Source organism: Bradyrhizobium liaoningense, from assembly GCF_018130955.1.
Classification (GTDB): domain Bacteria; phylum Pseudomonadota; class Alphaproteobacteria; order Rhizobiales; family Xanthobacteraceae; genus Bradyrhizobium; species Bradyrhizobium liaoningense_C.
The window spans coordinates 33453-50130 of sequence record NZ_JAFCJM010000027.1 but is presented as its reverse complement, the minus strand read 5'-3'; the positions used below and the strand labels follow the sequence as shown (position 1 = coordinate 50130).

Below are 16678 nucleotides of genomic sequence, written 5' to 3'. Positions count from 1 at the left end.
ACGGAGCCGTCGTCCCGGACAAGCGCGCGGAGCAGCGCGCCGATCCGGGACCCCCGCGCGAGCGCTTGCGCTCGTCGCGATAACCACAGGGAGGAGTTTGGCGAAGACTCGCTGTTAGTGGCTTTACGCCGCAACTGCTCCCTGGGGTAATGGGTCCTGGTTTCGCCAGGACGACAGGTAGATTGTGACAGTGTAGCGTCAATCTCCCCACGTCGTGTGTCTCCGCCGGCCTTCGCCAAGGCGATACCGGGGGCGATGCGGCGCATTGGCCGGTATCGCGCGTTCGCGCGATGACGTATTGTGTGCGCGCCAGCCACGCCTGTGGAGCACCTCAAAACATCAAGTCATCAGCTATTCATTGCGCCGGTTATCCCGAACCAGGTTGGCGCTTGCCGACGCAAACTCGGAGGCAATGCCATGACAATGAGGCCAGATCCGACCTTCCACGCATCGCCCAAGCTTGCGATGGAGGCGCCGCCCGAAGATTTCGCCTACACGCTGCTGCTCAGCCCGGATTTCGCGAAGCCTGATGCGCTCGCGGTGATCGACGCCAAGCCGGGGTCGCCGACCTATAGCCGGATCGTCCATACCGTGACGATGCCCAACAAGGGCGACGAGTTTCATCATTTCGGCTGGAACGCCTGCTCATCGGCCTTGTCCCCGCTCGCCGGTCACGCCTTCATCGAGCGGCGCTATCTCATCATCCCGGGCTTACGCTCCTCACGCATCTACATCATCGATACCAAGCCCGATCCGACCAAGGCGAGAATTCACAAGATCATCGAGCCGGAGGAAGTGTTCAAGAAGACCGGCTACTCGCGGCCGCATACCATCCATTGCGGGCCTGACGGGATCTATGTGAGTACGCTCGGTGGTGGCGGCAAGGACGGCACCAGCGGGCCGCCCGGCATCTTCGTCATGGATTGCGAGACCTTTGAGGTGTTGGGCCGATGGGAGATCGATCGCGGTCCGCAGACTCTGCATTATGATTTCTGGTGGAATTTGCCACGCGACTACATGGTGTCGAGCGAATGGGCGCTGCCGCCGCAGTTCGAGAACGGCATCGTGCCCGAGGACCTCTTGTCCAACAAATACGGCCACCGGCTGCATTTCTGGGACCTGCGGGCGCGCCGCAACGTGCAGACCATCGACCTCGGTGCCAACCATCAGATGGCGCTCGAAGTGCGGCCCGCGCATGACCCGGTGCGCGAATACGGCTTTGTCGGCGTCGTCGTCGATACCACCAATCTGGAAGCCTCGATCTGGACCTGGTGGCGGAAAGGGGGACAATTCCATGCCGAGAAGACGGCGACCATTCCGCCCGAGCCCGCAGCGAAGGAACAGCTCCCGCCGCTGCTGCAAGGTTTTGGCGCGGTGCCGCCGCTCGTCACCGACATCGACCTGTCGATGGACGACCGGTTCCTCTACGTCTCGTGCTGGGGCACCGGCGAGATGCGCCAGTACGACGTCAGCGATCCAAGGCAGCCGAAGCTCGCAGGCTCCGTCCACATCGGCGGCATTGCGCGCCGCACGCCGCATCCGAGCGGCAAGACGTTTGCCGCAGGCCCGCAGATGGTCGAGATCAGCCGCGACGGCAAGCGGGTGTACTGGACCAACTCGCTCTATTCGACCTGGGACGATCAGTTCTATCCGGATGGCGTGCCCGGTGCCGAGGTCATGGCCAATGTCGGCCACAATGGCGGCCTCGAGCTCGCCAGCGATTATTTTGTGAGCTTCCCGGACGGCTATCGGGCCCACCAGATCAGGCTCGACGGCGGCGACTGCTCGACGGATTCCTTTTGCTATCCGTCGGTCTAGACGCGAGCGGCGCGGGCTGGACGCTCGTCTGGCTCTGGCTCGCGCTGATTGCGAGCGGCCTCTATCACGGCGTCAATCCGGGAATGGGTTGGCCGCTCGCGGTGTCGGCCGGACTCATGGAACGGTCGCCGCGCGCGCTCCTCGGTGCGCTCGGCGCTCTCTCCGCCGGCCATCTGCTGGCGACCTTCCTGGTGCTGCTGCCGTTCGCGCTATTGTTTGTGCTCGCCGAATGGCAGCGTCCGATCCAACTTGGCGCGAGCCTGCTGGTCATCGGCTTCGGCGTCTATCGCCTTGTCGATCGGCGGCATCCCCGCGCGCTGGCGCGGATCCCGCCGACGCAACTGGCGCTTTGGTCGTTTGCCGTTGCCGTCGCCCACGGTGCCGCCTTGATGCTTGTGCCGATCTATCTCGGGCTGTGTCAGGCCTTTGATCTCGACGCCGGTCATGCAGCAGCGGGTAGCCTCATCAAGGCCAATCTCGGAATGGCCGTGCTGGTGGCGATGGTTCACGTCGTCGCCATGGTCGCAGCCGGTGGCTGCCTTGCGTGGCTGGTGTATCGCTATCTTGGACTGAAGTTCGTGTCGCGGAGCTGGTTCAACCTGGACGCGGTGTGGGCTGCGAGCCTCATTCTGGTTGGGGCTGTTGCGCTGGCGTTGAATTTCGCGAGCTGATGTCTCTCCCACGTCGTCCTGGACAAGTGAGCGGAGCGGAGCGCCGATCCAGGACCCATAACCACAGGGCGTGGTTTGGCGAACCGGGGGGCTACCGGTCGCCGGCTTTACCTCGTCAGCGCCCACTCGCCGATGATGCGGAATCGCGACGCCGCATTGTCCTGTCGGAACAGCGCGATCCGGTCGACCGCGATCGTGTCGAGGCATAGCCTCGCAAATCGCTTTCGCAACATCTCGATGATCGGCTCGCGCCGCGCCGCGTCCAGCCGGCCGGTCAGCGTCATGTGGAAGCGGAATTCCTCCATCACGTAAGGATAGCCCCAGCGATCGAGATAGGCGCGCTGTCGCTCGCTGAGCCCGTCCGGCTTGCGCCGGGCGCGATCCTCCGCCGTCAGCGGCGCGCGGAAGGCGTCGAAGTCGCTGGTACAATCGGCGGCGAGCTGTTGCAGCTCGCCGACCGGCTCGGCGGGAATGACGGCGATGAAGCCCGAGATGGCATCGACGACTGGATGGATGATCGGAATCGCCCGCGTCTTTCCGGCAAACGCCGCGCAGGCCGCCAACAACTCCGCTTCGCGTCTGTCCGGTGCCAGCGCCATCGGCGCCTTCAGCGTTGCGTGAAAGCCGTATTTGCGGGGATCAGCCGAGACGTCGCGCCAGTCGGGAGCGACCTGAAGCGCGTCCTTGGGCAACGGCAGCTCGTTGCCGGCATGGGCGTCGTAGCCGAGCAGCTCGGCACCGAAGCGGGAGAGCGCATCGCCGGCGTCGGCGGCGTAGTAGATCGCGTAGCGGGGGAAACCTGTCATCGCCGTGAGCATAGCGCCTTTATGCCGCGACAACAGCCTCGCGCGGCGCTGCTGCCGCACTCGTCAACCGTGTTGCGTCGGTGAGATGCACGAGCCGACCGGCGGAGATCACGGCGACCACGCGCGGCCGCAAGGGAATTGTATCGTCGACCAGCAAAATGTCGGCGCGGCGGCCTTCAGTGAGAACGCCGCGGTCGGTGAGGCCGGCGGCGCGGGCGGGCCCTTCCGAGATCAGCGCCCAGGCCCTTGCGAGCGGCAGCACGCCGTCGGCGTCGAGCCGGAACGCCGCGAGCAGTTGCGCAGGATAGTAGTAGTCGGAGGCGAGCACCGAGCAGAGCCCTTTGGCGATCATGTCGGAAGCTTTGGTCCAGCCGGTATGGCTGCCGCCACGCACCACATTAGGTGCGCCATAGACGATGGCATCGCCGGCTTGCGCCGCTGCCCGTGCAGTCTCCTCGGTGATCGGGAATTCGGCGATGGCGACGCCCTGCGCGCGGAAGGCTTCGCGCATGGCCGGGCTCTCATCGTCGTGCGAGAGCATCCGCACCCCGGCCGCGCGCGCCGCTTCGGCCAGCCGCGCGATCGAGGCCGGTACGTCGGCCGCGCGGGCGATGATGTGCCTAACCAGCGCGTCGAACGCTGCGCTCGATAGCCCCGTGCGCTCCACCATGCGGCTGCGCTTGTGCGGCTTGGCCATGTCGGCGATCGTGCCGTTCATGTGGTCGTTGAAGGCGAACAGGTCGATCCGGCCCTCGGCGAGCCATTCGCAGATCTCGGCTTCCGCATCGAGATTGTAGGTCTCGTGCCTGAGGTGAAAGCGTGTGTCGGCGGCAAATTGCGGCCGCAGCCGCTCGATCGCCTCGAGCAGGCGCCGCGCATTGTCGCCGCTGCGCAGGCCCGGCTCCCACGACCAGGTTGCGGCGTGAAACACCGTGGTGATGCCGTTGCTGATCGCCTGCCGGTCGCTGTCGACCAGCGCGACGTCGATCGGGAAATCGACGCCGGTGCGCGGCATCATCTGCCGCTCAAAAGCATCGCCGTGAATGTCGACGATGCCCGGCAGCACCAGCAGGCCGCTGGCGTCGATCGCAATCGGCGCGCGATCGCGGCCGCGGCCGATCTGCGCGATGTCTTGTCCGGAAATGGTCAGCGAGGTCTCGGCGAGCTCCGAGCCGATCAGGGCCCGGCCGCCCCTAAGGAAAATATCGGTCACGGGACGGCGCTTTTCTTGGCTGAGGGAGAATGTTTAACGATCGCTCTGGCTTCGTACTTTGCAAGAAAATCTTCAATCCCGAGCTTGCGGAAATCGGGCAGCGCGCCACGCAAAGTTTCGTGATCCCAGTCCCACCAGGCAAGCTTTGCGAGGCGGCCGGCGATCTCTTCCGAGAACCGCCGCCGGACGATGCGCGCCGGATTGCCGGCGACGATGGTGTAGGCCGGCACGTCCTTGGTGACGATGGCGCCGGCCGCGATCACGGCACCCGTGCCGATATTGCGGCCGGGCAAAATGATCGCGCCATGGCCGATCCAGACGTCATGGCCGATATGGACGTGATGCTGGCGCCGCCAGTCGAAGAAGTCGTGGTCGTCGCTTTCGCCCGGAAAGTAGGCGCTCGAACGATAGGTGAAATGCGCCTGTGTCGCCCGGTGCATGGGATGATTGCCTGGATTGATCCGGGTCATCGCGGCGATGGAGCAGAACTTTCCAATCGTCGTATAGGTGATCTGAGCGTCGTTCACGACGTAGGAGTAATCGCCCATCGTCACTTCGTGCAAAATGGTGCGCGCGCCGACCTCGGCGTATGCGCCAAGCGTCGTCTCGTGCAGCTTGGCGGTGGGATCGGTGGTGGGGAGGACCGAAAGCGCTTTGGCGGCCATGGGACATCCGACAGGCAGGAGGGCAGGGGCACGTCTTCGGTAAGCATGATGACAATGTCATGACGATGCAATGACAGTGGATGACGGTGCGGCGAACGCCGCACCGCCGCGTGCATGTCACACGACTGTTAACTAGCGGCGCTAGCCGTGGGGCTCGGCTAATCTGGAGCCCTGCATGCTTGTGGTTGATGGTCTGACGTGTCGCTTCGGCGCCAAGGCCGCCGTCGATAACGCCTCGTTCGAGATCGCGCCCGGCCGCTTCGTCGGGGTGATCGGCCGCTCCGGCGCCGGCAAGTCGACGCTGCTCCGAACCATCAATCGCCTGGTGACTCCGACCGACGGCCGCATCCTGTTCGACGGCGTCGACGTCACCGCGCTGCGCGGCAAGGAGCTGCGGCAATGGCGCGCACGCTCCGCCATGATCTTCCAGCAGTTCAATCTCGTCGGCCGCCTCGACGTGCTCACCAACGTGCTGATGGGCCGCCTCGCCGCGATGCCGGCCTGGCGCTCGCTGACGCAGGTATGGCCCGAGCAGGACTGCGCGCTGGCGATGTCGGCGCTCGAGCAGTTCGATATGGCGAGCCTGGCTGCGCAGCGCGCCGACCAGCTTTCCGGCGGCCAGCAGCAGCGCGTCGCCATCGCGCGTGCACTGGTGCAGCAGCCTGACATCATTCTTGCCGACGAGCCGATCGCCTCGCTCGATCCGCGCAACACCAGGACCGTGATGGATGCGCTTTTGCGCATCAACAAGCATTTTGGCATCACCGTGCTCTGCAATCTGCATTCGCTCGATCTGGCGCGGACCTATTGCGACCGCCTGATCGGCATGGCGGCGGGCCGCGTGGTGTTCGACGGCGCGCCGTCCACGCTCACCGACCATATCGCGCGCGAGCTCTACGATCTCGAAGCCAGCGAAGTCATGGGCGGCACGCCTATGCCTGTGCCCGAAGGCATTCCCGCGCTCGGGACCGCGGCGGCCGCCTGAGCGGCGATTCGCCAGTTGAAGTTTGCGTTAGACGATTCCAACCGATCAAGAGGGGTATCATGATCACTCGTAGGCTCGTTCTCGCCGGTGCTGCTGCGCTGGCCTTCACCGCGTCCGCCTCCGCCGAGGATTGGAAGGCAAAGTATCCGGAGCTGACCTTCGCGGTCGTGCCGGCCGAGAATGCCTCCGGCGTCACGGAGCGCTGGACGCCGTTCGTGGCCTATCTCTCCAAGGAACTCGGCGTGAAGGTCACGCTGCGCATCGCCAACGACTATGCGGCCGTCATCGAGGGCCAGCGCGCCGGCAACATCCATATCGCGAGCTACGGCTCGGCCTCGTTCGCGCGCGCCCGTCTCACCGGCGTCAAGACCGACGCCTTTGCCAATGACATCAATGCCGACGGTTCGACCGGCTACTATTCGGTGTTCTTCGTCAAGGCGAGCAGCGCTTACAAGAACATCGACAATCTGAAGGGCAAGAACCTCGGCCTGGTCGATCCGAACTCGACCTCGGGCAACAATGTGCCGCGCTTCGAGCTCGACAAGCTCGGCATTGCGGACGCCGACAGCTATTTTGGCAAGGTCGTTTTCACCGGCAGCCACGAGAACGCGATGCTGGCGTTGTCGCAGGGCACGGTCGACGTTGCCGCCAACCAGTGGACCAGCGACGACGATTCCACGCTGGCGCAGATGCTGACCAAGGGCATGCTGAAGAATGCCGACGGCTCGGCGATGAAGAAGGACGATTTCCGCATCATCCACAAGTCGGCGCCGATCATCAACGGTCCCTATGCCTACAACGCCGACCTGCCGGAAGAGGCGAAGACCGCTATCGCAAAAGCGTTCTTCGATGCGCCGGCCAAGGACAAGGCCGCATTCGACCGCCTCTCCGACGGCCAGAAGAAGGGTTTTCATCCCGCGACCACGAAGGACTGGGACGGCACGATCGATCTGATCAAGTTCGTGGACGCGCTGCGTAAGAAGAAGGCGTCCTGAGTTTCTTGGGACGACGCACTCGAGCCGGGTCGTTTCGACCCGGCTCTTTTCGATGACGGGCCATCATTGCCGATCCCATGACCCTCGCGGTTACGATCCTTCCCGAGCCACAGCTCGCAGCGCTGAGCGCGGCCTACCGCCAGGCCGTGGCGCGCAAGCGGCTGCGCCTGCTCGCGGGTGCGGCGGTGTTCGTAGCTGCGCTGGTCCTCGCCGGCGTCGGCGCCGAAGTTAATCTTCACACGCTCTTCACCTATTTCGGCAACTTCGTCAGCTATTTCGACCGTATCCTCACCCTTGAGAGCGGCCAGCGCGTCTGGACCGATGTCGGCGAGTGGCTGTGGGGCTGGCGCAAATGGCTCAGGATGCTCGGTGAGACCATCCTGATCAGCTATGTCGGCACGCTGATGGGCGCAGTCGTCGCTTTCGCGCTGAATTTCTTCGCGGCCGAAAACACCTGGCCGTCGCCCTGGCTACGCTTCGCCGTCCGTCGCCTGCTCGAATTCGCGCGCACGGTGCCCGGCATCGTGTTCGCGCTGATCTTTGTCATTGCCTTCGGCCTTGGGCCGATGGCCGGCGTGCTGGCGATCGCCATTCACTCCGCCGGTGCGCTCGGAAAGCTGTTTTCCGAGATCGTGGAGAATGCCGATATGAAGCCGGTCGAAGGTATCCGCTCGACCGGTGCGAGTTGGCTGTCCTGCATGCGCTTCGCCGTGCTGCCGCAAGTCTCCGCCGGCTACGCCAGCTACGCGCTGCTGCGCTTCGAGATCAACGTCCGCGAAGCCTCGGTGATGGGTTTTGTCGGCGCCGGCGGCATCGGGCAGGAGCTCGTCGTCGCGATCCGAAAGTTCTACTATTCAGACGTCAGCGCGATCCTGCTCGCCATCATCGTCACCGTCTTCGTCATCGACATCGCGACCGGCTGGTTCCGTGCCCGTCTGTTCGGTGGGGAGGCGCGGACATGAGCCGGCCGCCGGAGGTGAATGCGGACGAATTGCGGGCACGTTACCCGAACGTGTTCAATCGGCCCGCGTCCTCGCGCCTCGCCACGCCGGCGATGATTGCGCTCGCGCTTGCGATCCTGGTGTTCGGACTGGTGGATCTCGACTTCTCGCCGTCGCGCCTGATCGGCGGTTTCAACCAGCTCGGCTGGATCACGCTGATGATGATCCCGCCCGATCCCGGCAGCTGCCGATCTACCTCAAGGCGCTCGGCGAGACGCTCTCGATTGCGCTGCTCGGCACCGCGCTCGCCGCAACCTTCGCGCTGCCGGTCAGCCTGCTTGCCGCGCGCAATGTCGTGCCGTCAGGCATCTTCCGTTTTCCCGTGCGGCGCTTCCTCGATTCCATCCGCGGCGTCGATACGCTGATCTGGGCGCTGGTCTGGATCAATGTCGTCGGCCTCGGCCCGTTCGCCGGCGTGCTGGCCATTGCGGTCTCGGATTTCGGCGCCTTCGGCAAATTGTTCTCCGAGGCGATCGAGGCCGCCGACCAGAAGCAGGTCGAAGGCATCCGTGCCTGCGGCGGCAGCGCGCTGCACGAGATCCGGTTCGGCCTGCTGCCGCAGGTGCTGCCGGTCATCGCCGGCCAGGTGCTTTATTTCATCGAATCGAACACGCGCTCGGCCACCATCATCGGCATCGTCGGCGCCGGCGGCATCGGCCTGCAGCTTGCCGAGCAGATCCGCGTGCTGGAATGGCAAAAAGTCTCGTTCCTGATCTTGATGATTTTGGTCGCGGTCGCCGCCATCGACTGGATCTCCGGAAAACTCCGCTTCGCCATCATTGGCCAGCGCGCGGTGGCGTAAGGCCGGGACAGGCCGAGAGCAAGGCCTAACGCGGCTCGCCTAGAGCGGCTGGCGTCGCGTAGTATTGGCTGAAATTGCCCGCGGTCCGCCGCCGGTCGGTCCGTCGCGTGTTGCCTGGGCAAATTGCAGGGGTGTGATGCCGTAGCTGCGCTTGAAGTGCTTGTTCATGGCGGCCTGGTCGCAGAATCCCGCCGCCTGCGCGCTCTCGGCCAGCGAATGGCCGCGCTTCAAGTGACGGCAGGCGGCATTCATTCTGATGTGGAGGAGATAGGCGTGCGGCGTCAGGCCGACGGTGCGCTTGAACAGTCCGATCACCTGGAAGCTGGTGAGGTCGGCCGTGCGGGCAAGGTCGTCGAGGCTCAAATTCTCGGCATAGCGCTCCCGCATCAATGCGAGAAGGCGTTTGGCGACCGCGAGGTCGCGCGGTGCGGGTTCGGGCCGTCCGCCGCCGCTGCCATAGCGGCCGACCAGTCTGCTGAAAGCCTCGATGGCGAGCTCGTCGGCAAGCAGGTCGTCATCATCGCTCGCCAACGCGCGATGCAGCCGGCGGAACCGCGCAATCAGGTCGGCATCGCCGATCATGTTCTCCATGAAATAGGGCATGTCGTGGACGCTGAACCGGCGGGCGATGTCGCAGATCGCGCGCTGCGTGAGATAGAAGGCACGGTACCGCCAGCGCACGCTGTCGCCCATTCTCGCCGACTGGCGCTCCTCCGGATTGGAGACGAACAAGGTGGAGGCGTCGATCTTCGCCGTGACGTCGCGGTTGGCGATTTCGGCGCTCCCGCTCTCCGTGACGGCGATGACGAAGGCGTCGTGGGTATGGGGCGCATAGTCGTGATGGCTGAAGTCGGCGTGCAGCAGGCTCAGGCCGGGGATGAGCCGGCTCTGCCAATAGGTCGTGTAGTTTCCGGTGTCTCGGCGCGCCATATCGCCACGCTCCTCTTCTCCGCATTGTGACGCGCTCACCGCCGCACCGATACGCAAAATCGAGATGGGAGACCTGCTACAATTTCAGCCAATACGTCCCGATGCCGGTCCGCCATCCTGCGCAAGGAAACGAAACGGCCCCATCGCCGCCGCTTCAGTGAGGCGGGGGAGGATTCTGGACGTGCTGAAAGAGCAGCAACGAGACCTTCGCAGCCTCGCGCGTCGGTTTGCCGAACGGGAACTCCTGCCCGGCGCCGCGCAACGGGACCGTGAGCGAAGATTTCCAAGACAGGCCTTTGCCGGACTGGCCGAGCTCGGACTGATGGGCATGCTGGTACCTGCGCAACTCGGCGGCATGGAAGCCGATCACGTCGCCTATGTACTCGCCATCATTGAGGTCGCTGCCGCCGACGGCGCAGCATCGACCGCGCTGCAGGTGCACAATGGTCTGGTGTGCGGATCCCTCTGCCGTTTCGGGACGGAGGACCAGCAGCAGAGGTTTCTCCGGCCGCTGGCCGAAGGCCGGCTGCTCGGCGCCTTCTGTCTCACCGAGCCTGATGCCGGGTCGGATGCGGCGGCACTCAAGACGCAGGCACGGCGTGAAGGCGGCAAATTCGTCCTGAACGGCACCAAGCATTTCATCACCTCCGGCGGCACGGCCGATCTGGTGATCGCCTTTGCGGTGACCGCGCCGGATGCGCCGAAGCATCGCGTCGCAGCCTTCGTCGTGCCGACCGCAACGCCCGGCTACGTCGTCTCGCAGGTCCAGCACACCATGGGCCAGCGCTCGGGCGATCATTGCGAGATCCGGTTCGAGAATTGCGAGGTCCCTGCCGATCAGCTCCTGGGCAGCGAGGGGCAGGGCCTGGAAATTGCGTTTGCCAGCCTCGAGCTCGGTCGGCTCGGCATTGCCGCCCAGTCCGTCGGGATGGCGCGCGCGGCGTTGGACGCCGCGCTTGGCTTCGCAAAGCGCCGTCACACCTTCGGTCGTCCGATCATCGAGCATCAGGCGATCGGCTTCCGTCTCGCCGACATGGCAACCTCGCTCAAGGCCGCCGAGTTGATGGTCCTGCACGCGGCGCGGCTGCGCGACGAAGGCCGCCCAGCGCAGCAGGAGATCGCGATGGCGAAATTGTTCGCCACCGAGGCCGCCGAGGAGATCTGCAACGCCGCGATCCAGATCCATGGCGGCTACGGCTATCTCGAGGACTTCCCGGTCGAGCGGATCTATCGCGACGTGCGCGTCTGCAAGATCTATGAAGGCACATCCGAGATCCAGCGCCTGGTGATCAATCGGCGGCTGATGTCCGAGCCGAACTACTCTAGCATTGGAGAATGAGATGATCGCCCGCATCTGGTGTGCCACCGCCACACGCGAGAAGGCCGCAAGCTACCAGCACCATTTCGCAAGCCGGGTCCTGCCGCATCTCAAAGCCATCGACGGCTTTTCCGGCGCAAAGCTCCTGCGCCGGAATACAAGTGACGGCATTGAGCTGCTTGCGATGACGCTCTGGCAGAGCCTCGATAGCGTGAGAGCCTTCACCGGATCCGATCCAGAGCGGGCCATCGTCGATGCCGACGCGCAGGCCATGCTGTCGACATTTGATGAGACGGCCTTCAATTACGAAATCGTCGTCGACGAGCTCCAGCGCTGATCGGACCTCAGCTCGAGCGCAGCACGAAGCGGCGGTTGTCCTTCTGCACGGGGCGGGCGTTCATCGGATAGAGCTTTGCGAACGCGGCCACGTCCGTCGCCGCGACCGAAACCGGGTCGGCCAGCACCAGCCACTCGACGATTTCCGAGCAGGGCGGTGTCGTGAGCGAGCCCGTATAGCGGTAGTAGCCGAGTTTTTGCGGCAGCAGCGCGCCCGGATTGAATCCGGCGTCCGCCTTGATCGCGGGGCCTTCGCTCGCCGGCATGGTCTTGACGATTTTGCTGAACGCGGCGTTCGGCTTGCCCTCAGCCATCAGCACGCCGACGACGGCGAGCCCGCCACCGTCGGCGCGATGGACGAAATGTGCCTCCATCGGAAAATTCTTGCCCGCGATGGTGTGCTCGCTCGGCCGATGAAAGTGCACCTGCAACAGCTTGTATTTGACGTCGCCGAGCGTCAGCGTGCCGCCTTCGGCGAAATTGAGCTGGATCGTATGGCCGTTGTTGACGATGGTCTCGGCGGATTTCGGCCAGCTCAGCTTCAGCGTGGGCAGTTGCGACTTGATCGGATGATCGATGTCGATCGGCGACTGCTGCGCGCCGATCGAGCAGGCCTTGTTGGCCGCATCGAGATCGCCCCATTTCGCCGGGCCGTTTCCACCCTCATAGCTCCAATGCGCGCCTTCCGCGGCGAAAGCCGGCTTGCACAGCGGGCAAAGGGCAAGGGCCGCAAAGGCCTTGAGCGCGTCGCGACGATTCACTGGATGTCCCCCTGGCATGAAGTTGATTCGTGATGCCGGCGCAACCTATGTGAAGGGAACCGTGAGTCGCAAGGCTTGACGGTCAAGACGGGTCGCTCAATGGCCCGGAAGGTCTATTGGCTCGCCCACACGATCCGCGCGATCCATGCGACGTCGCTCACACCCAGCGTGCGTTCGGCTTGTGCGGGATCGAGCGCGGCGAGCTCCAGCACCTTCGCGGTACGGCGCTTCAAGGCCTTGACCATCAGCTCGCCCGCCTTGGTCTTGACCACGACGCGGTCGCCGCGCCGGACCGGCGTGGCCGGCGACACAACGATGATATCGCCGTCGCGATAGGCGGGGGCCAGCGCATCGCCTGAGATCTCGAGCGCAAAGGTGTGATCGTCTTCGGCCGACGGCAGGGCGACCTGATCCCAGCCCTTGCCCGAGGGCAGGCCGAGCTCGTCGAAATAGCCGGTATTGCCGGCCTGCGCGAAGCTGATCAGCGGCACCGAGCGGCCGTCACCCGCGCCGTCGCCGATCAGCTTCACAAAGGTCTCGATCGAGGAGCCCGCAGCCGCCAGCGCCTTCGCGATCGACTCGGTCGAGGGCCAGCGCTCGCGACCGTCAGGCGTGACGCGCTTGCTCTTGTTGAAGGTGGTGGGATCGAGGCCGGCGCGCTTGGCGAGTCCGGAGGGTGACAGACCGGCGCGCTCCGCCAGCCGATCCAGCGCGCCCCAGATCTGATCGTGGGTTAGCATCCTCTGCGCTTTGGCCTGTTTGACCATCTTAAGGTCCAGCCTGTCGCGAGTTAGGAATATCTGCCTCAAATCAACCGGTTTTCCGTTTTCCGTGCAAGAGGAGGCAGCCAAGTCTTGAGTTCGGGAGGGCCCCCCTTTACGGTCGCGGCCGGCTTTCCCGGACCGCGGCTTTGCTGCCGCGGCCCAAAAAACCCAATCGAGTCAAAGAGAAGCTGACAGGGCTTCGGAGCAATTGGTCAATATCTACAAAATCTGCCCGGCTTCGGCCTGGCGGGAGGCGGAGCGGCAGGGTGTCTATACCGGCAGCGCGGATGACGTGCGCGACGGCTACATTCATTTGTCTACCGCGGCGCAGGTTCCCGAGACCGCGCGAAAACACTTTTTCGGCCAGCGCGCGCTGTTCCTGGTCCAGGTCGACGCCGACGCCCTGGGCACTGCTTTGCGCTGGGAGCGCTCGCGCAACGACGAGCTGTTCCCGCATCTTTATGGCGAGCTCGATCTCGGCGCCGTCATCTCGGTGACCAACCTCAACACGCGCTCCGACGGCTATCACGACATTCCGGAGCTTGCGCCTTGATCCGTGCCTTCGACGCTCTCTCGCTGCCGGTGCTGCGCTGGCTCGATCCCGAGGATGCGCATCGGCTCGCGATCCAGGGCTTGCGCTTCCTGCCGCCGGTCAAGCCGCGGGCCGACGATCCAAAACTCGCGGTGCGCGCCTTCGGGCTCAACTTCCCCAATCCGGTCGGCCTTGCCGCGGGCTTCGACAAGAGCGCGGAAGTGCCGGATGCGCTCTTACGGCTCGGCTTCGGCTTCGTCGAGATCGGCTCGGTGACGCCCAAGCCTCAAGCCGGCAATCCGCGGCCACGTCTGTTTCGCCTCGAGCGCGACGAGGCCGTCATCAACCGCATGGGTTTTAACAATGACGGCGCCGAGGCCGCGTTGCGGCGGCTCGCGGCACGCGCGCAGAACGGCGGCATCGTCGGCGTCAATGTCGGTGCCAACAAGGATTCGCCCGATCGCGTCGCCGATTACGTCAAGCTGATCGAGACCTTTGCACCGGTCGCGAGCTATTTCACCGTCAACATCTCCTCGCCGAACACGCCGGGCCTGCGCAACCTCCAGGAAGGCGCGTTGCTTGACGACCTCCTCGCAAAAGTGATCGACGCGCGCGAGCGAGTCCGGCAGAAGGCCGGCGACACGCCGGTGCTGCTCAAGATCGCGCCTGACCTGAGCCTCGCGCAGCTCGACGACGTTGTGCATATCGCGCGCTCGCGCAAGGTCGACGGCATGATCGTGTCGAACACCACGATCGCGCGGCCCGCGACGCTGCGCGAGCGGATGCGCGCCACGGAGCAGGGCGGCCTGTCGGGCCGGCCGTTGTTCCGCCTATCCACGCGCATGGTCGCGGAAACCTATGTGCGCGTCGAAGGCGCGTTCCCGCTGATCGGCGTCGGCGGCATCGATTCCGGAGGCGCGGCGCTGACGAAGATCCGCGCCGGCGCGAGCCTGATCCAGCTCTATTCCTCGCTGGTCTACAAGGGCCTTGGCCTCGTCGAGGACATCAAGCGCGACCTCGCCTCGACGCTCTTGCGGACGGGGCGCGACTCGCTCTCGGAGATCGTCGGCGCGGATGCAGCGACGCTCACGGCCGAGGACTGGCCGACGCTGTAGCTGCTCTTCACCTCGCCCCGCTTGCGGGGAGAGGTCGGATTGCGAAGCAATCCGGGTGAGGGGGACTCTCCGCGAGTCCAACTCTCACCGTCCCTGCGGAGACTCCCCCTCATCCCGACCTTCTCCCCGCAAGCGGGGAGAAGGAGAAGACAAGAACGACGCCTTGTACAGCGCCCGGTAGCGCGCGCCCTGCAGGCCGCTGCGCCCGACATAGAAGGCGATCATTGCGCTCCACAGCCCGGCATTGCCGAAGCTGCTCAGCGCCCACCAGGCAATGAGGAAGATCGCAAGCGAGGCCAGCATCAGATCGCGCATCTCGCGCGCCCAGGTGGCGCCGCCATAGATGCCGTCGAATCCGAAAGCGAAGGCGCCGGGCAGCGGCGCCAGGATGATGAACACGAGGAAGTCGCGCGCCACGCGCCGCACCTCGGCGCTCGCGGTCATCAGGTCGATCAGCACCGGGCCGAACAGCGCGAACAGGGCCGCGACGACCAGCGCAAAGCCGATACCCCACGACAGGACCAGCCGCGTCGCATCGGCAAAGCCACGGGCGTCGCGCGCGCCATAGGCCCGTCCGCAGAGCTGCTGTGCCGCATTGGCAAACCCGTCGAGGAAGAAGGCGCTGACCAGCAGGAAGTTGTTGAGCACGGCGTTGGCCGCCAGCGTCACGTCGCCGGCGCGCGCGCCCTTGGCGGTAAAAAACAGGAACACGGTGATCAGCGCCGCGGTGCGCACCATGATGTCGCGGTTGACCGACAGCATCCGCATCAGCGCGTCGCGGTCGAACAGGCGCGCACGCGAGACGGCAAAGCCGTCCTTCGCCAGTTGCCGGCAGACGATGACTCCGAGGCCGACGCCGACTGCCTCGGCGAAGACGGCCGCGATCGCCGCGCCGGCGATGCCCTGGTGATAGACAAGCACCAGCAGCACGGTTGCGGCCATATTGATGAGGTTGATCGCGATCTGGAGCAGAAGCGCCTGGTTGGCGCGGGCCTGTCCGACCAGCCAGCCGAGGATGACGTAGTTGGCGAGCGCGAGCGGCGCCGACCAGATCCGGACCATGAAGTAGGTTTTTGCCGCGCGCGTCACGCCCTCGCTGCCGCCCATCAGGCTGAACAGGATTGCGGCGAGCGGCAGTTGCAGCGCGATCAGGGCTACGCCGATCAGGCCGGCGACGGCGAGGCCACGCATCAGGATCGCGCCAAACTCGTGCGTTTCGCCCGCGCCCATCGCCTGTGCGGTGAAAGCGAGCGTCGAGATGCGCAGGAAAGCGAACAGCCAGAACAGGCAGTCGAAGATGACCGACGCCATCGCGACGCCGCCGAGCAGCGCGGCATCGTCCAGGCGTCCGATCGCGGTGGTCGAGACGACACCGATCAGCGGCGTGGTGAGGTTCGCCACCATCGCAGGACCTGCGATGGCGAACATCTGGCGTGTCGTGACCTTGGGATGGACGGGAGCGTGCATGGTCAGGCAGATCTACCTGCCGCGTGGTCCGAATGCATCTCCGCAGCCGACATAGCCCAATTGCACCGGCTGCGGACTCCCAGGCATGATCCGGAAAAGTGTGAAGCGGTTTTCCGAAAAGATCATGCTCAAAACGACCTACCGGCCCCGCGGCGTGCCAAACAGGCGCGACAAGAACCAGATCGGGATCACGATGACCGCGCCGAGCAGGAAGTAGCGCCACAGCCAGTTGACCGCGTCGAAGCCGAGATCCCAGAGACGCTGGAACAGCAGGCGGATGCTGTGAATGATATTCCAGGGATCGAAGCCGATCGCGGCCAGCACGACGCCGACCAGGATGGAGAGCAGGATCAGCCGAAACGCGACCGACAGGGGCGAGCCGCCGAGAAAGCGGTACAGGCCGTCGCGGCTTGCCGGCAAATCTCTGACGTCGTTGGTCATCGCTGAAAACTCCTCGCGGGATCGGCCCGCATTATAGGTCACGGCGAGGCACATGGGG

17 protein-coding genes and 1 pseudogene are annotated in these 16678 nt (G+C 64.9%); 10 read left to right on the top strand and 8 right to left on the bottom strand.

Going from position 1 to position 16678, the window contains the following annotated elements; genetic code table 11:
• The first annotated feature begins 417 nt into the window (after positions 1 to 417).
• Both JQ632_RS22080 and JQ632_RS22075 read left to right on the top strand, forming a co-directional pair.
• On the top strand, positions 418 to 1818 hold the full coding sequence (locus JQ632_RS22080; RefSeq protein WP_212404682.1) for a selenium-binding protein SBP56-related protein: 1401 nt from the start codon (positions 418 to 420) through the stop codon (positions 1816 to 1818).
• Positions 1819 to 1901: 83 nt separating this feature from the next.
• The gene (locus tag JQ632_RS22075) at positions 1902 to 2489 is read left to right on the top strand and encodes a hypothetical protein (RefSeq protein ID WP_249152436.1); all 588 of its coding nucleotides are present in this window, start codon (positions 1902 to 1904) and stop codon (positions 2487 to 2489) included.
• A 107-nt stretch (positions 2490 to 2596) separates the two neighbouring features.
• Here JQ632_RS22075 and JQ632_RS22070 read toward each other — a convergent pair whose 3' ends face one another.
• From JQ632_RS22070 to JQ632_RS22060, 3 genes are read right to left on the bottom strand one after another with little or no spacing between them, the layout of a single operon-like run.
• Positions 2597 to 3295, bottom strand: coding sequence for a DUF1045 domain-containing protein (locus tag JQ632_RS22070; protein ID WP_212404680.1), 699 nt, complete (start codon positions 3293 to 3295; stop codon positions 2597 to 2599).
• A 19-nt stretch (positions 3296 to 3314) separates the two neighbouring features.
• On the bottom strand, positions 3315 to 4508 hold the full coding sequence (locus JQ632_RS22065; protein WP_212404679.1) for an alpha-D-ribose 1-methylphosphonate 5-triphosphate diphosphatase: 1194 nt from the start codon (positions 4506 to 4508) through the stop codon (positions 3315 to 3317).
• A complete protein-coding gene (locus JQ632_RS22060) occupies positions 4505 to 5173 on the bottom strand; it encodes a chloramphenicol acetyltransferase (RefSeq protein WP_212404678.1) in 669 nt (222 codons plus the stop codon). The genes JQ632_RS22065 and JQ632_RS22060 overlap by 4 nt, the downstream gene beginning before the upstream one ends.
• A gap of 175 nt (positions 5174 to 5348) precedes the next feature.
• On the opposite strand from JQ632_RS22060, the gene phnC reads away from it, so the two are divergent.
• From phnC to phnE (JQ632_RS22040), 4 genes and pseudogenes are all read left to right on the top strand, one after another.
• Positions 5349 to 6158: a phosphonate ABC transporter ATP-binding protein gene (phnC, locus tag JQ632_RS22055; RefSeq protein ID WP_212404677.1), complete on the top strand. Its 810-nt coding sequence runs from the start codon at positions 5349 to 5351 to the stop codon at positions 6156 to 6158.
• A 59-nt stretch (positions 6159 to 6217) separates the two neighbouring features.
• Complete coding sequence (gene phnD, locus JQ632_RS22050; RefSeq protein ID WP_212404676.1) at positions 6218 to 7153, top strand: phosphonate ABC transporter substrate-binding protein; 936 nt, start codon at positions 6218 to 6220, stop codon at positions 7151 to 7153.
• Positions 7154 to 7230: 77 nt separating this feature from the next.
• On the top strand, positions 7231 to 8115 hold the full coding sequence (gene phnE, locus JQ632_RS22045; RefSeq protein WP_212404675.1) for a phosphonate ABC transporter, permease protein PhnE: 885 nt from the start codon (positions 7231 to 7233) through the stop codon (positions 8113 to 8115).
• Positions 8112 to 8956, top strand: a pseudogene (phnE, locus tag JQ632_RS22040) (phosphonate ABC transporter, permease protein PhnE). The gene phnE (JQ632_RS22045) and the pseudogene phnE (JQ632_RS22040) overlap by 4 nt, the downstream one beginning before the upstream one ends.
• Before the next feature lie 39 nt (positions 8957 to 8995).
• Here the strand turns inward: phnE (JQ632_RS22040) and JQ632_RS22035 are convergent.
• Positions 8996 to 9886 carry an AraC family transcriptional regulator gene (locus JQ632_RS22035; RefSeq protein ID WP_212404674.1) on the bottom strand — a complete coding sequence of 297 codons (891 nt, stop codon included), beginning with the start codon at positions 9884 to 9886 and terminating at the stop codon, positions 8996 to 8998.
• A gap of 181 nt (positions 9887 to 10067) precedes the next feature.
• Between JQ632_RS22035 and JQ632_RS22030 the strand changes: the two genes are divergently transcribed.
• Complete coding sequence (locus JQ632_RS22030) at positions 10068 to 11225, top strand: acyl-CoA dehydrogenase family protein (RefSeq protein WP_312015649.1); 1158 nt, start codon at positions 10068 to 10070, stop codon at positions 11223 to 11225.
• Position 11226: 1 nt separating this feature from the next.
• A complete protein-coding gene (locus JQ632_RS22025; protein WP_212404672.1) occupies positions 11227 to 11541 on the top strand; it encodes an antibiotic biosynthesis monooxygenase in 315 nt (104 codons plus the stop codon).
• Positions 11542 to 11548: 7 nt separating this feature from the next.
• Here the strand turns inward: JQ632_RS22025 and JQ632_RS22020 are convergent, their stop codons facing one another.
• Both JQ632_RS22020 and JQ632_RS22015 read right to left on the bottom strand, forming a co-directional pair.
• Entirely contained in the window at positions 11549 to 12301 is a 753-nt protein-coding gene (locus tag JQ632_RS22020) for a carbonic anhydrase (RefSeq protein ID WP_212404671.1), read from the bottom strand.
• 113 nt (positions 12302 to 12414) lie between these two features.
• A complete protein-coding gene (locus JQ632_RS22015) occupies positions 12415 to 13068 on the bottom strand; it encodes a helix-turn-helix transcriptional regulator (RefSeq protein WP_212404670.1) in 654 nt (217 codons plus the stop codon).
• 205 nt (positions 13069 to 13273) lie between these two features.
• On the opposite strand from JQ632_RS22015, the gene JQ632_RS22010 reads away from it, so the two are divergent.
• Entirely contained in the window at positions 13274 to 13618 is a 345-nt protein-coding gene (locus JQ632_RS22010; RefSeq protein ID WP_212404669.1) for a DUF952 domain-containing protein, read from the top strand.
• Positions 13615 to 14712, top strand: a complete 1098-nt coding sequence (locus JQ632_RS22005; RefSeq protein WP_212404668.1) for a quinone-dependent dihydroorotate dehydrogenase — start codon at positions 13615 to 13617, stop codon at positions 14710 to 14712. Before JQ632_RS22010 ends, JQ632_RS22005 begins: the two co-directional genes overlap by 4 nt.
• A gap of 84 nt (positions 14713 to 14796) precedes the next feature.
• On the opposite strand, the gene JQ632_RS22000 is transcribed toward JQ632_RS22005, so the two are convergent.
• Together JQ632_RS22000 and JQ632_RS21995 are read right to left on the bottom strand one after the other, a co-directional pair.
• Positions 14797 to 16179, bottom strand: a complete 1383-nt coding sequence (locus JQ632_RS22000) for an MATE family efflux transporter (protein WP_212404667.1) — start codon at positions 16177 to 16179, stop codon at positions 14797 to 14799.
• A 138-nt stretch (positions 16180 to 16317) separates the two neighbouring features.
• Complete coding sequence (locus tag JQ632_RS21995; protein ID WP_212404666.1) at positions 16318 to 16620, bottom strand: DUF6460 domain-containing protein; 303 nt, start codon at positions 16618 to 16620, stop codon at positions 16318 to 16320.
• Positions 16621 to 16678: the final 58 nt, after the last annotated feature.